General features: G+C 40.5%; 11 protein-coding genes. 9 read left to right on the top strand and 2 right to left on the bottom strand.

Annotated elements, in window-relative coordinates; genetic code table 11:
• Positions 1–336: 336 nt before the first annotated feature.
• The 8 genes from ackA to AC1EU0_RS18060 all read left to right on the top strand — a co-directional run bounded on the left by ackA (position 337) and on the right by AC1EU0_RS18060 (position 9122).
• Positions 337–1533, top strand: coding sequence for an acetate kinase (gene ackA / locus AC1EU0_RS18095; protein WP_480304040.1), 1197 nt, complete (start codon positions 337–339; stop codon positions 1531–1533).
• 51 nt (positions 1534–1584) lie between these two features.
• Positions 1585–3714: a phosphate acetyltransferase gene (gene pta, locus AC1EU0_RS18090; RefSeq protein ID WP_480304038.1), complete on the top strand. Its 2130-nt coding sequence runs from the start codon at positions 1585–1587 to the stop codon at positions 3712–3714.
• 492 nt (positions 3715–4206) lie between these two features.
• A complete protein-coding gene (locus tag AC1EU0_RS18085) occupies positions 4207–5319 on the top strand; it encodes a polysaccharide export protein (protein WP_480304036.1) in 1113 nt (370 codons plus the stop codon).
• Positions 5320–5336: 17 nt separating this feature from the next.
• Positions 5337–5777, top strand: a complete 441-nt coding sequence (locus AC1EU0_RS18080; protein WP_480304035.1) for an arsenate reductase/protein-tyrosine-phosphatase family protein — start codon at positions 5337–5339, stop codon at positions 5775–5777.
• Positions 5778–5791: 14 nt separating this feature from the next.
• Positions 5792–7957, top strand: coding sequence for a polysaccharide biosynthesis tyrosine autokinase (locus tag AC1EU0_RS18075; protein ID WP_480304033.1), 2166 nt, complete (start codon positions 5792–5794; stop codon positions 7955–7957).
• A gap of 174 nt (positions 7958–8131) precedes the next feature.
• Positions 8132–8557: a DUF6491 family protein gene (locus AC1EU0_RS18070; RefSeq protein ID WP_480304031.1), complete on the top strand. Its 426-nt coding sequence runs from the start codon at positions 8132–8134 to the stop codon at positions 8555–8557.
• A 13-nt stretch (positions 8558–8570) separates the two neighbouring features.
• A complete protein-coding gene (locus tag AC1EU0_RS18065; protein WP_480304030.1) occupies positions 8571–8780 on the top strand; it encodes a hypothetical protein in 210 nt (69 codons plus the stop codon).
• A gap of 21 nt (positions 8781–8801) precedes the next feature.
• Positions 8802–9122: a heavy metal-binding domain-containing protein gene (locus tag AC1EU0_RS18060; RefSeq protein WP_480304067.1), complete on the top strand. Its 321-nt coding sequence runs from the start codon at positions 8802–8804 to the stop codon at positions 9120–9122.
• Positions 9123–9336: 214 nt separating this feature from the next.
• On the opposite strand, the gene topA is transcribed toward AC1EU0_RS18060, so the two are convergent.
• On the bottom strand, positions 9337–11982 hold the full coding sequence (topA, locus tag AC1EU0_RS18055; RefSeq protein ID WP_480304028.1) for a type I DNA topoisomerase: 2646 nt from the start codon (positions 11980–11982) through the stop codon (positions 9337–9339).
• Between the two features lie 428 nt (positions 11983–12410).
• Between topA and AC1EU0_RS18050 the strand changes: the two genes are divergently transcribed.
• On the top strand, positions 12411–13520 hold the full coding sequence (locus AC1EU0_RS18050) for an arginase family protein (RefSeq protein WP_480304026.1): 1110 nt from the start codon (positions 12411–12413) through the stop codon (positions 13518–13520).
• Positions 13521–13586: 66 nt separating this feature from the next.
• On the opposite strand, the gene AC1EU0_RS18045 is transcribed toward AC1EU0_RS18050, so the two are convergent.
• A complete protein-coding gene (locus tag AC1EU0_RS18045; protein ID WP_480304024.1) occupies positions 13587–16109 on the bottom strand; it encodes an Ig-like domain-containing protein in 2523 nt (840 codons plus the stop codon).
• Between the last annotated feature and the right edge of the window lie 220 nt (positions 16110–16329).

Here is a 16329-nt window from a genome sequence, read left to right as displayed (position 1 = left end):
CAATCATTAGATTAGGGCCTGTTGATCTCTCAGGCTTAAATTTTGTGCAGTTTGAGCACTTTTCTGTTCAAGGCGTGAGCAGTGAAGCTTAGCCATCTAAGTAAACTGGTCACAACACAGAACAGGAAGTGCTCAAAAGCATCGAAGACAGCGCAAATTGGTCACTTCTGCTACGTTATCGTTTGTTTATGTGGAACAACCACACTACACAAACTCCGCCTTGCATAAGGTAACCAATTTATCGCTGCAAAAATAAGCACGAAAGGTCAACAGGCCCTAAGCAGATTGCGGTTCGCCATTAACTATTTTAATTAGCTATATACATAAGGTTTAGCCATGTCCAGTCAACTCGTATTAGTCCTAAATTGTGGTAGTTCATCACTGAAATTTGCAGTTATGGATGCCCAAACTGGTGATGATAAAATTTCAGGTTTAGCCGAATGTTTTGGTCTGGAAGACTCTCGCATAAAATGGAAATCACAGGGCGAAAAACATCAAGCGAATTTAGGTGCATTTACCGCACACCGTGAAGCTATTGAATTTATCGTTAACGATATTCTTGGAAAGCAACCAGAGCTAGCACAGCAAATTCAAGCTATCGGTCACCGTATTGTTCATGGTGGTGAGAAATTCACTCACTCAGTGATCATTGATGATCAAGTGCTTAAAGGTATCGAAGAATGTGTATCTCTAGCACCACTACACAACCCTGCTCACTTGATCGGAATTCGTGCAGCACAAGCGTCATTCCCTAGCCTTCCTCAAGTGGCTGTATTTGATACGGCGTTTCACCAAACGATGCCTGAAGAATCGTTTATTTACGCACTCCCTTATAAACTTTATCGTGAACATGCGGTACGTCGTTATGGCATGCACGGAACCAGTCACTTATTTGTGAGCCGTGAAGCCTCAAAAGCACTAGGTAAAGAGCTAAACGATACCAATGTTATCTGCGCACATCTAGGTAACGGTGCATCAGTAACCGCAGTGAAAGGTGGCAAAAGTGTCGATACCTCTATGGGGCTAACTCCACTTGAAGGTTTGGTAATGGGTACTCGTTGTGGCGATTTAGATCCATCTATCATCTACCACTTGGTAAACCAGTTAGGCTATACCCTTGAAGAAGTAAATAACCTACTGAATAAACAAAGTGGTTTACTGGGTATTTCAGAGCTGACTAACGACTGCCGTGGTATTGAAGATGGTTACGCTGAAGGTCATAAAGGCGCAACACTTGCGTTAGAAATTTTCTGCTACCGCCTTGCCAAGTACATTGCCTCATACACAGTACCGTTAGGTCGCTTAGATGCCATCGTATTTACAGGCGGTATTGGTGAAAATTCATCTTTAATCCGCGAAAAGGTGCTTAACTTATTATCAATCTTCAACTTCACAGTTGATGATGATCGAAATCAAGCTGCACGCTTTGGTAATGAAGGTATCATTACCGCCGATGAGAGCCCAGTTGCTATGGTGATCCCAACGAACGAAGAGTGGGTAATCGCTCAAGACTCTATGAAACTGGTGAAATAATCGAATTAATAAGCACTGCGCTATAGCGGTGCTTTGTCATTAGAGGTAACTATGACACGCAAAATCATGCTGGTTCCTATGGGAACCAATGTAGGGTTAACTTCTGTTAGCCTTGGTATGGTGCGCTCCCTTGAGCAGCACGGGGTAAAAGTTCAGTTTTTTAAACCTATTGCACAACTGAGGCCAAACGATCACGGTCCTGAACGCTCCACCACAATTTTAAGCACATCTCCTACAGTAAACCCACTTGAACCATTCAATATGGCTCACGCTGAAGAGCTTATTCGAGAAGAAAATTTAGATGTTTTATTAGAGCAAGTTATTGCTCGTACCGATTCATGCGCACATAACACTGAAATTCTGGTCATCGAAGGCTTGGTACCGACTCGTCAACATCAATTTGCTGATGAGATAAATATCAAAATCGCAAAAGCATTAGATGCAGATATTATCTTTGTTGGTACTCCAGGCAATGATTCACCAAGTGAATTTATCAATCGCCTTGATATTACTCATAAGCATTGGGGAGGCAAAAAGAATAAACGTTTGGTTGGCGCTATCGTCAACAAAGTCAATGCCCCTGTAGATGAAGACGGACGAACTCGCCCAGATCTATCTGAAGTATTTGATCCTGACAATTCAGAAACCGTTGTACAAGACTACGTTTTACCTAAGAAAACACCCGTAAAAGTACTTGGAACTGTGCCATATAATATCGACTTGATGGCGCCAAGAGCTTCAGATCTTGCCAAGCATTTACAAGCCAAAATCTTAAATGCGGGTAATATGAATTCACGTCGATTAAGAAAAGTAACTTTCTGTGCTCGCAGTATTCCTAACATGGTGACACATCTAAAGGCTGATTCACTATTAGTAACTTCAGGAGATAGATCAGATGTGATTGTTTCAGCATGTTTAGCTGCAATGAATGGCGTAAAAATTGGTGCATTACTACTAACAGGCAGTTATGAACCAGAGCCAGAAGTATTAAAGTTATGTCAGCAAGCCTTTGAAACTGGTTTACCCGTATTTTTAACCGATACCAATACTTGGCAAACCTCGCTAAATATCCAACGCTTCGACCATGAAGTGCCTGTTGATGATTCCGTTCGTATTGAATCTGTACAGCAGTTCGTTGCTGGACGTATTGATAAAGAATGGGTGAAGAGCATCACCAAAGGTTCACAGCGCGAAAATCGTTTATCACCTCCAGCATTCCGCTATAAGCTTACAGAGCTAGCTCGTAAAGCTGGAAAAGCTGTCGTGTTACCTGAAGGAGAAGAGCCTAGAACTATTCAAGCGGCAGCCATTTGTGCTGATCGAAATATTGCTCGTTGTGTGCTACTTGGTAACCCAGATGAAATTCGACGAATCGCAGAGCAGCAGCAAGTGGCTCTAGGTGACAATATCACCATCATCAATCCTGAAGATGTGCGAGAAAAATACGTTGCTCCTATGGTAGAACTTCGTCGTCACAAAGGTCTTACCGAAGTGGTTGCTCGTGAGCAACTGGAAGACAACATGGTGCTGGGTACTATGATGTTGGAGCAAGGTGAAGTTGACGGTATCGTTTCTGGTGCAGTTAATACTACCGCTAATACCATTCGCCCACCACTTCAATTAATTAAAACGGCTCCGGGTTCAAGCCTTGTATCATCTATCTTCTTTATGTTGATGCCTGATCAAGTGCTGGTATATGGTGACTGTGCTATTAATCCAGATCCAAATGCAGAGCAACTTGCCGATATCGCAATTCAATCAGCAGATTCGGCTAAAGCCTTTGGCATTGATCCTAAAGTGGCGATGATCAGCTACTCTACGGGTACCTCTGGCACTGGTTCAGATGTGGAAAAAGTACGTGAAGCCACTGAAATCGCAAAAGCGAAACGTCCTGATTTAACCATTGACGGACCATTACAGTACGATGCAGCAGTAATGCCTAACGTGGCACAATCTAAAGCACCAAATAGCCCTGTTGCAGGTCAAGCAACGGTATTCGTTTTCCCTGATTTGAATACGGGTAATACGACTTATAAAGCCGTTCAAAGAAGTGCTGATTTGATCAGCATTGGTCCTATGCTTCAAGGTATGCGTAAGCCTGTGAACGATTTATCTCGTGGCGCATTGGTTGACGATATCGTCTACACCATTGCTTTAACAGCTATTCAGGCTACTCAATAGGTATTGCTTAATTAAACTGAAGCATGTGCATAGAAGTCTTATGCGCATGCTGTTTTTCTCTAAAAACAGTCATAAAGTCCATTTCTCATCAATCATCCTCAATGACAATTTATAGCACCCCATTTGTAGCCATAAATTATTAGACTAACTGAACGATATCTGACTGATTAAATTTATCTTCACCATTGAAATATTAAACCACTATAAAACACACAAACATCTCAAAAGTGCTGAATTTTATGCAACCAATTGTGTGCCTAATTTAATGGGCTGTAAATTTCAAGCTTTTTTATTAGATGAAAATACAATAAAAAATAACAAAAAATTTATAATTTTAATCAAATATCCGACCAGAGAGATGTAAAGCTTATGCTACCCTCAAAACCTGACACGTACCAATAATTAGAATTATAACTCTACTCTGCAAGTGCCTTTAGATAATATCTCTATATTAAGCACTGAATTAAGACGTATATTTCAAGCGGTAACAAAATGAATAATAAGAAATTATGGCTGATGGTTTTCGGCATTATGCTGCTTTCAGGATGTACCATTCCAGGGCAAAGTCTCAAAATAACACAGAGTGATGATTCACCACTCTCATCTCAAAAACAAAACGCAAACAGTGTTAATGTCTATCCAGTTGATGCAACTCTTATTCAATCACTAAAACACAATCAGGTTGAAAGTAAACCAAACCGTTTTTTAGAAAAACAGCTTGATGATTATGAATATCACATAGGTGTCGCAGACGTTCTAAACATTACTATTTGGGGACACCCTGAATTAACCATCCCTGCAGGCTCCTACCGAAGTGCCTCAGAGTCAGGTCAATGGGTACATTCTGATGGACGCATTTTTTATCCATACATTGGTTTTGTATCAGTAGCAGGTAAAACCGTGACTCAGATACGAGCTGAAGTTACTAAAAAACTTGCTCAATACGTTGAAAGCCCACAGATTGATGTTAACGTCGCCGCATTTCGCTCCCAAAAAGCATATATTACAGGCGAAGTTAAAACCCCAGGAAAACAGCCTATTACCAATGTGCCTTTAACTCTGCTAGATGCAATAAACCAAGCAGGAGGCTTATCTGCTGCAGCAGATTGGCGCAATGTTGTTATTACCCATGATGGTAAGGATGAAACGGTTTCCTTGTATGCTCTGATGCAAAAAGGCGATTTAACACAGAATCGGTTACTGCAAAACGGTGATATTGTGCATATTCCACGTAATGATGCTCAAAAAGTATTTATTATGGGAGATGTTGATAAACAGCAAACCTTGAAAATTGATCGTGCTGGAATGAATGTTACTGAAGCATTATCTACAGCAGGTGGTTTAGATCAGGTCAATGCTGATGCAACAGGTGTTTTCGTTCTTCGCTCTGGGGATAGGCACGGAAAAGCTGATGTCTATCAGTTTAATTTAAATCAGCCTGTTTCAATGATCCTTGGCACTGAATTTCAGTTACAGCCTTACGACATCGTATTTGTAACAAGAGCACCAATATCGCAATGGAATAAGGTTATTTCGCAACTTCTTCCGACGATTATTGGCGTAAAAAGCTTATCAGACACAGTTAACACCCTTCGTGGCTTTTAAAAAGAGAACTTCCAAATATGTTTAAAACCATCTTAGTTGTTTGCGTTGGTAATATATGTCGTTCTCCAACAGGAGAAGCGATTCTTCGCTCCAAGCTACCAGAGCTAAAGATAGATTCAGCAGGTATTGCCGTAGATAAAAGCCGCTTAACAGGTAAAGTTGCTAATGATTGCGCCAGTTCAGTCGCAGCAAAGCATTACGTGACTTTAGACGGTCATAAAGCCAAGCAGCTAACTCGCCAAATGTGCAATGAATTTGACTTAATTTTGGTAATGGAAAAAAAGAACATTCAATCAGTTACTGAAATTGCCCCAGAAGTTCGTGGTAAAACAATGTTATTTGGGCAATGGTTAGGGCAAAAAGACATTCCCGATCCATACCAAAAAAGTATCGAAGCCTTTGAACATGCTTACCAATTAATAGAAAAGTCAGCACAAGCTTGGTCTGAAAAATTGTAGTAAAGGGAAATACCATGAATGCAAATAAGCCGTCTTCATTAACCGATTCGGTCGATGAAATAGATCTTGGAAAACTGTTTGGTCTGCTCTTGGATGATAAGTGGCGCATTGTACTTATCACTTTTTTATTTGCAGTCGCAGGTATTATTTTTGCTTTACTCGCTACGCCCATTTACAAAGCTGATGCGCTCATTCAAGTTGAAGAAAAAAAAGGTGGGGTATCATCCCTACTTAGCGAAAATGTAGGTGAATTATTTACCTCAGATTCATCAGCATCAACAGAAATCGAAATCATCAACTCAAGAATGATTTTAGGTAAAACGGTTGATGAATTAAACTTGAGGATTCGAACTTCACCTATTTACTGGCCATATGTTGGTAAAGGAATTTCAAGATTATTTGGAATCGAAAAAAGCATTGATGTGAGTCGCTTTAAACTGCCTAATGAAGAACTAAGAGCCAATGCGCCAAGTTATTTCATCATAAAGCTGACTGGTAACAAACCAACGCAATACCAACTGTTAGATGACAATAAAAATATCATACTCAATGGTACAACTGGTCAACCAGCACAAGCCAAGGGCTATGAAATTTTTGTTCGGCAAATCATTGGTAATAAAAATGATCAATTCTTTCTAACTAAAATAAACCGTCTAGATGCCATTCAAGCCGTCAAGCAAAACCTTTCCATATCTGAAAAAGGCAAACAAACAGGCATATTACAACTGAGCTACACCGGTGAGCATAAACAGAAGATAGAGTCTATTTTAAATAGCATCAGCCAAAATTATCTATTGCAAAACGTGCAACGTAACTCTGCCGAAGCTGAAAAAAGTTTGGCTTTTTTGAATGGACATCTACCTAAAATAAAACGGGTGCTGACAGCCGCAGAAGATCAGCTAAACCAATACAGACAAGCAAATGAATCCATTGATTTAAGCTTAGAAGCCCAATCAACATTAAGAGTTATGGTAGAACTAGAAGCTCAGTTAAATGAATTGACCTTCAAAGAAAGCGAAATTAGTCAACGCTACACCAAAGATCACCCTGCATATAAATCACTCCTAGATAAGAGAAAGGTGCTACTCCAAGAAAAAAACAGGCTAAATCAACAAGTCAAGAAACTGCCTAAGACACAGCAACAAATTTTACGCCTCACTCGAGATGTAGAAGTGAACCAACAAATTTATGTTCAATTGCTCAACAAAGTACAAGAGCTGAATATTCTTAAAGCTGGCACGGTTGGGAATGTAAGAATATTAGATGATGCTCAAAGCTATACTCACCCAGTGAAACCTAAGCGTTCATTGATCGTAGTATTAGCAACTTTACTCGGTGCCATGTTAGCAATAGCGATCACATTGCTAAAGGCAGCCTTACACCGAGGTATTGAAAACCCTGACGAAATCGAACAAATAGGGTTACCTGTTTATGCCAGCATTCCTGATTCAGATGACCAAAAACGTCTGAACGTAAGGAATAAACGCAACCATGTGGAGAACGCTTTATTAGCAGTCGATAATCCTGCCGATTTAGCTGTTGAAGCCTTGCGCTCATTAAGGACGAGCCTACATTTTGCTATGATGGAAGCGAAGAATAATGTTGTCGCCATCTCCGGACCTGCACCTGAAATCGGTAAATCTTTCGTCACCTCAAACTTTGCAGCTGTTTTAGCTCAAGCTGGGCAAAAGGTTCTTATTGTTGATGCAGACCTTCGCAAAGGCCATCTAAATCGATTTTTTGGAACTAAAACTGAAATTGGACTATCTGAATTACTATCAGGAAAAGCCACGACCTCTGAGGCGATTCAAAAGACGTCAGTGGACAATCTAGATATTATCGTTCGAGGTCAAGTTCCTCCAAATCCTTCAGAACTGCTGATGCACAATCGATTGCAGGAATTAATTGATAGTGCTAACCAAAAATATGACATCGTTTTGATTGATACTCCGCCAGTACTGGCAGTAACAGATCCATCAATTATTGCGAGACATGCTGGTACGACACTAATGGTTGGTCGTTTTGCTAAAAACAGCCTAAAAGAAATCGAAGTTGCGCAAAATCGTTTTTCTCAAGCAGGTGTTGAAGTCAAAGGGTTTATTCTAAACGCAGTACAAAAACGTGCGACCAATGCATATGGCTATGGTTATTATGCTTACAGTTACGAAAGTGATAAATAATCGCAAATAATCTGTAACTCAAATCAAACAGGTACAAGCTAAAAACAACGAGTAACGGCTGTTAACTCATGAATAATGTTAGCTTGTACCTGCCATCTTATTGAATACCCGAAACTTATTTCTCATTATCTGGTCTAAAATATACATTGTTAAGAATGTAACTAGGAGACTGTCATGAGAAATCTACTCATTGCTTCATTCACTGCTATGTTGTTAGTCGGTTGTGCAACTGCAAACCGTGTACCTGATTCAGAGAAAAATGCAGCCTATGCTGACTATGTTAAGCAGCAAAATATCAGTGATATTACTAAAATACGCAGTTTTAGATATTCGGGCTGGAAAGAGCTTACTGAGCGATATCTCATCTTAACCGTCTCGCTAAACAAAGATTACCTAATCAAATTTAGAAGTAATTGCCAAGGTTTAGACTTTGCCAATAGCATCAAAATTCAACAGTTTACTGATCTTGTTTTCGATAAAATGGGAGACACTATCAAACCAGTCGAAGATATGAGCCTAAAATGTTACGTCGATAGCATTTACCCACTAACTGAAGAACAATCTGATCATCTAATAAATATCGGAAAATCAAAATCATAAGGGTACACAACTCATGGAACGATTATTTCTATGGATTGGAAATCATGTGGTTTGTGTTCAAATAAGTAATGTTAAGATACTCTGGAAAACCAAACTAAAATCATCAAGCATTACCAATGTCCATTTTGAAGATAATCGAGTTTTTGCGTACGCTCGTGGACAGGCAGCGGCTGTTCTTGTGGCTTCAACAACCGGAGCTACGATAACCACCACAACAACTTAAAAAACAAAAAAAGGAAATATGATGATATACACTACTGCGGAAACCGTCCCGAACCATGAAGTTACGGAGGTACTTTCAGTTATTACCGGAAATGTAGTTCAAACCAAACATATTGGCAGAGACATTATGGCAGGGCTTAAGTCGCTCGTAGGTGGCGAAATCCGCGGTTACACTGAAATGTTAACTGAAGCTCGAAACATTGCAGTAGAGCGTTTGGTTGAACAAGCTCAACAAAAAGGAGCTGATGCGGTTATAGGAATTCGTTTTACTACAAGCTCCGTAATGGACGGCTCTATTGAACTTATGGTATTTGGCACTGCAGTAAAACTAAGGCCTGCTTAACTCTCGTAAGAAAAGCAATTTTTTAACTTATGCCTATCGTTTAAGCCGTCAACGTCATACTCGCGAAAGCAGGTATCCAGACCCTTGACTCTTGATTGGGAAAAGCTAAAGTCGCTGGGCTCCTGCTTTCGCAGGAGCGACAACTCTTACTATAAATAGGCTTACTTGAACGTGCGTCATGACCTCTTTTAGCTGGTTTTTAGCTCAGCCTTTTTTATTTTTTTGGTACTTTCGCTTTGGCTTCTACCTGCCAACTTCCATCAATATACTTGGCGATAAAGCCGCTGGCTTTGCCATCTTCACGTTCACCGACTACGTATTGCTCTTTAGTCTTACGACTGAATTTAACAACCGTCTTGTTACCTAAGTCATCTTGCACAGGTGCATCAGCAAGGAAACTGTATTTAGGCCAAATCTGCTCTTTAATTTCTACCAACTCAGAGATTAGTGGTGCACGCGTTTCTCGTGAACGAGGGAAGTTACTTGCCGCTAAGAAAATTCCTGCTGCACCATCACGTAATACAAAGTGAGCATCGGACTTAGTACAAGGCAAATGCGGCATTTGAATTGGATCTTCTTTAGGTGGTGCAACTTCACCATTTTTAAGAAGCTTACGCGTATTTTTACAAGATTCTGATGTACAGCCAAAATACTTACCAAAACGACCGTTTTTCAGTTCCATATCCTGACCGCAGCGATCACACTCAATAATTGGGCCGTCATAGCCTTTAAGCTTAAACTCGCCTTTTTCTACCGCATGGCCTTCACAGGTTGGATTTTGCCCACAAACATGTAACTTGCGACCTTCATCAATAAGATAACTATCCATCGCTGTGCCACAAAGCTTGCAACGATGCATCGCACGTAACGCTTCAACTTCAGCGGTTTCATCGTTATTGCTAATGGCTTCTTCACCCGGCGTCAGGTTCATTGTAGTCTTGCAGCGCTCTTTTGGTGGTAGCGCATAACCAGAGCAGCCCAAGAACACGCCCGTCGTTCCGGTACGAATACCCATTGGACGTTGACAAGTCGGACACTCGATATCGGTAAGAACCATATGATTGGGCTTCATGCCACCTTCTTCTGGTTCTTTTTCAGCGTCTTCAATTTTGCCTGTGAAATCTTTATAAAAACCGTCTAAAACAGATTTCCACTCTAATTCACCATGAGCCACGTCATCTAACGTTTGCTCCATACCTGCGGTGAAGTCATAACTCATTAGCTCAGGGAAGCTGCCTAGCAATCGTTCACTAACAATCTCACCCATCTTTTCGGCATAAAAACGGCGGTTTTCAACCTTCACATAGCCACGATCTTGAATGGTTGAAATGATCGTTGCGTAGGTTGACGGGCGGCCAATGCCACGCTTTTCTAATTCTTTAACTAACGATGCTTCACTGAAACGTGCAGGTGGTTTAGTGAAGTGCTGGTTTGGCTCGATACTTTTAAGAGAAAGCACATCACCAACAGCCAACATTGGCAAATCGTTTACTTCTTCATTTTTCTTTTTAAGAGTAGGTTGAACTCGTGTCCAACCATCAAACTTTAATGTGCGTCCAGTGGCTTTTAACTCGTAATCACCCGCTTGAACTTTAATCTTGGTCGCATCGTATTGAGCATTAGTCATCTGACAAGCAACAAATTGACGCCAAATTAGCTCATAAAGGCGCTGAGCGTCCCGCTCCATGTCATTTAGAAATGCAGCTTCAACAGAGACATTTGATGGACGAATCGCTTCGTGAGCTTCTTGTGCGCCTTGCTTGCTACCATAACGAATTGGCTGCGCCGGTAAATAAGCATCGCCATATTCTTTAGCAATCATGTCACGCACACCGTCTACCGCTTCTTTACTTAAATTGGTAGAGTCAGTACGCATATAGGTAATGTGACCAGCCTCGTATAAACGCTGAGCCATCATCATAGTTTTCTTTACACCAAAGCCTAAGCGAGTACTTGCGGCTTGCTGTAAAGTTGAAGTGATATAAGGCGCTGACGGTTTACTTTGAGTACCTTTTACATCACGAGCATTCACTGAAATATTAGCGGCGCCTTGAACAGCATTGACAGCAACTTGTGCTTGAACTTCATTCTTAGGCTTAAAGGCTTCGCCAAGGTGTTTAGAAACTTCCAGTTTAAAGGTTTCTCCACCAGCTGTATTAAGCTGTGCAAAGACATCCCAGTATTCTTCTGGAACAAAGGCTTTGATTTCGGTTTCTCTGTCTACCACAAGACGTACAGCAACTGACTGAACGCGACCTGCAGATAAGCCTCTTGCTACTTTTTTCCAAAGTAGTGGCGACACCATAAAGCCAACCACACGGTCAAGAAAACGGCGTGCTTGCTGAGCATTCACCATATTGGTATCAAGCTCGGACGGTTTACTGAACGCATCTTGAATTGCAGTCTTTGTGATTTCATTAAAGACAACACGTTGGTATCGAGATTCATCGCCACCAATGATTTGCTGCAAATGCCATGCAATAGCTTCCCCCTCTCTATCCAAATCCGTTGCGAGATAAACGCGATCAGCTTTGGCAGCTAGGGTTTGTAATTCATTGACAACTTTTTCTTTACCTTGGAGGATTTGATAATTCGCTTTCCAGCCATTTTCAGGGTCAACACCCATTCTAGCTACAAGCGCTTTTTTATCTTTTTGCTTTTTATATTTGGCTTTTTCTTCTGGGGACATCTTTCGAACTTCTGCGGCGGTTTTAGTTGCAGCAGTTGTTTTAGAAGATGAAGAAGTCGGCAGATCACGAATATGACCCACACTGGATTTGACCACAAAGTCTTTACCAAGATATTTATTAATCGTCTTGGCTTTAGCCGGTGATTCGACAATAACTAGCGATTTGCCCATAGTATGATTTACGCCAAAAATGCAGGTGAAGATAAAATTGGCTTCATATATAGAGGGTTATGCCATCAGTTTCAAGCAGATTCCATATATATGTCGGTTGCCAACTCAATTTTTATTCGATTGTTGTTTTTTTGTAAAAACAATCGAACAGTGTTTGAACGGTAGCTTAATTCCGTTTCTTTTTTCATTAATATCCTAATTTTTCCTGAATGACAAATGCTCAAAACAAATAGCGGTAAATTTGAAGCTGTATATTTTTCACTGTTGAGTGAGAATTCGCACCGCTAGTAATAATAATTTGTAGCGTTAAAACATGAGATTTAAACAGCTGTGGCGATTAAAAGTCATAATCAAAAAACCAAAAAGAGAAAAACCTATTATGGATTGATATAATGCCGCACAAAATGATTGTTGATAATAGGTGTAAAATGAGCGATAGCTGGAAAAAACTACAACAAAAACTTGAGCACTGTTTATGTCCTGCCGGTAATGGCGTGTTTACAGTAAACACAGCTAAAGAACGTAAAGAAGTGCTCCATAAAGCTCTGTACGGTGAAAACTCTGATATTGAATCGCAGTGGAAGCAAATCCTCTCAACATTGCCAGAATCGAATTCTAAGGCTGTTATGCTAGGCATCGCTTCTGATTGTGGTGGCGGTATTCTTCGTGGTGCGAACTGGGGACCTTTATTTGTTAGAAACACCCTTCTAAAAAATCATTCTGAATTATCTCATTTTGATATGGGTGATGTCCGTGTTATTCCACATTTGCTTCATGACAAATATTTAAATGACCCGACGATTTCGAATTGTCGAAAAGCGTTATACCAAGATGAACAATCTGAATACCCAATCAGCCCATTGAGCATCACTGAAAACGTATTACATGATTTCTACGCTGAGTTCCCTGAAAAAGGTATTTTTGGTATCGGCGGTGATCACTCAAATAGCTATCCGTTAACAAAAGCGTATTTACAAGCTAAGAAGAAACAAGGCAAACGAGCTGCAATCATTCATTTCGATGCTCACACTGATTTATTAGTTGAGCGTTTAGGTATCGATTTGTGTTTTGGCTCATGGTGTACTCACATTCTGGATGATCTTCACGATAATTCTCATCTCGTTCAAATTGGTATTCGCTCAAGTGGTAAGCCTAAGTCCCATTGGGAAGGTACATTCGGTGTAAAACAGCATTGGGCACACGAGGTTCGCGAGCAAGGCGCTGAAGCCATTATTGAAACGATTCTTACTCATTTGAAAGAACAAAATATTGATGAGCTATACGTGAGCTTTGATATTGATGCCATTGATGATGAGTTTGCGTCTGCTACAGGCACGCCTGAGCCAGATGGACTATTCCCAGAAGAAGCATTATTGATCATTAAAGAGCTTGCCAAAGTCTATCCTGTGACGGGTGCTGATATGATGGAGATAGCACCATTTACTGACAGCTCTGGTCGTGGTGTTGCGGCTTCTGAAAAAACATTAGAAGTCGGTGGAGAGATTTCTGCTTTATTGATTGAAGAAATGAGTAAGTAAATTTTATTTTGCTTCGATTGAAAAAATAAAGGGCTCATGTGAGCCCTTTTTAGGATAAAAACGCAGTTAAATTGCTTCAATAATAATGGGTAATGAAACGACTTCTGTCGTTGTACCATTTGGTGTTTCAACTGACACAATTAACACACCATTGTTTGCTTCATCTTCACCTTTAATGGTAACAACAAAGTCACGCCCACCATTATGATTACTAGAAGGCCATTCAATTTCCTGACTACTCACAACACTACCTGCTGATGCAGTAAATTTCACTTTACTACCTGCTGGCATTTGTTGATTATTTACATCTGAGATTGTGAAAGCTACTGTTGCGGTGCCCTCTTTGAGTATCCTAATATTTCCATCATTAGGCGTATTGTCTCTATCATTAATAATGATTTCATTAGCAGGCGTTGCATAGGCTGTTGTACCCGACATAACCAGTACGATATCTCTTCTAATATAGTTCGATTTATTTGTAGAACAAACGCTTGGAACTACTCCATTCGAGTTGGCTCGACACAACACTCCGTTATATTTTCCATCCGCTTGATTGAACACACCGTCTTGGTTTCCAGGGAAGCTCATTAGCTCTTCCAGCTCACCACCAACTCTTTCTTCGCCTGAAGCAGGGTTTTGAGATGGATTAAATAGACCATCTTCATTGTAATCACCATATGGATCAGATAAATCAAAAGAAAGCCCTGCTACGTTTCTTTGTGTCAAGAATCTTTGAGCCTCATCTTCTGAGTCTAGCCAGCCACTTCCATTTGTATCCGCAAAGGACTCTTCACCAATAGCCGAAGCAGTAATTGTTACGCGACCACCATACTTTCCTTTGTAAAAGTTACCGCCATTATATGCATCATTGCTTGAATGAAGCTGTGCCTTAGGTGAGCGTCTCGTACCATCGCTACCAACTATCACACCATCGGTTTCATTTTGCCCATCAAGCACTGTACCTATTGGAATAGGAGACTGACTTGTCCAAGTCACTGAACACTCTCCATTCGTGGTTTGACAACTCGGTTCGATCACACCGCCTTCTGTTGTGAAGTACACAGCTGTGCCATCTGGAGCAGGGTTATTAAAAGCATCAGCCAGTCTTGATGTCACTTTAACTTTGGTTCCATGAACATTCAGTGCTTCTGCGTTAAGCACTTCAGCGGCAATTGAAAAACTATCTTGATCAGGTATGCCTGTAGAAACAACTAGGTTACTTGATTGACTTGAAATCTCTGGTGAGCTATCAGCTACGGTAGCAAAAACTCGAACAGATGTAGATGCATTACCTGCATTAACAACTGTTTGTACAATGCCTTCTGCATTTGTAAAAGCGAAATCAGGAGAAAGCTTGAGCTCGCCACGATTTGTATTCAATCTAAAGTTAACTCTTTGATTAGCTACAGGATTATTGTTTGAATCTTTAACTTTAAATTTAACTGTAGAATTTTCTTCTCCACCTGTTCCCTTAAGTCTTAAAATCTCTCTGGAAACTGACTCAAATACAATACTTCCTGCACTCGCAGGCAACACTCTTAAGGTGCCAGTTGCAGATAGGCTTTGCCCACCAGCATTTGCCGTCACAGTAATTTGATCATTACCTATACAGTTTTTCGCTAAATATGTAGACGTTGCAATACCATTCACTGAAGCAATAGGTGAACTAATCTCTGCTTGAGGAGTAGACATTTGAGAACATCGAGATTGAAAGGTTACATCAATTGGTTGTAAAAAAAGTTGATTTTCATTGTCCAATATAGAGACCTGAATACTCGCGGTTCCACCAGCTGAGAGCTCTGTAACACTCACACTAGCTGTACCACTCACAAATGGGGTTCCGCTTCCCATTTTCAAGTTAGTCGCGCCAATAACAAGAATAGTGCTCCCCTGTTCATTGGATTCTAATTTTGCAGTAACGGTGCCTGCACCTAGAGTATCGGTTGCACTTACAGGCACTGAAGCTACCCATTTATCACCTACTTGCTGAGTTACCTGTGTTTTAATTGGTAAATCACCAATAGAAGAAGAAAAGGTAACAATAACAGGTCTATTAACGCCCGTTACTGTCGCACGAACTTTGGCACTTGTAAGAGAGTTAATTGTTTGAATAACGTTGTCATTACTATCTAATAAAACAACATCGACTTGAGCAGCCCCGCCAGCACTTCCACCATCACCAATCATAGTAAAAGTAATAGTCGCGTTTTTATCACCACTAATGCTTGCAGTGGCAATCCCTGCACCTTGAATATTACCTGTAGCAAGTTGTATTAAGGCTTTACCTTCTGCATTGGTGACAACTTTTTTGTTTTCAACACTAAAGGTCCCAAGCTTGTCGTTATCAAGTGAGAATGTAACTAGCTCGTTCGCAACTGCATTATTTGATGAATCGGTAACCGTTGCAGTTAGGGTTGCTGGGGTGTCTTTACCGATAGTCGAATTGGAAATACCCAATTTTATAGACTTAACTGGGGTCGGTGTTCCACCACCGTCGGTAGGATTCTCTTTTAAATCACCACCGCCACCACAGGCAAAAAGAAGAAGTGAACTTAACAACGTAAGTATAAGTTTGTAACCTGACTGCATTTGCCAGACTCCCTGTCAGTTTGAGTTCTTAACGTTTCAATTATAGACATAACAGAAGCGTGCTTTTTATTTTCCTTAAGGTTACATTTTTCACCAAAAAATACCACCTCTGAAATTGAGTATTTTATGACACAGATTTCAATTTATACCGATTCTTGGTAGCATCACCTTCATTATTTCTAATGCCTCAGCAAAATACTCACAATAAAATAAGGGACTG

The sequence above is a fragment of the Parashewanella sp. 2210YD4-3 genome (assembly GCF_056591735.1).
The sequence above is the reverse complement of the archived record's forward strand: the minus strand, read 5'-3'. Positions and strand labels throughout refer to the sequence as shown.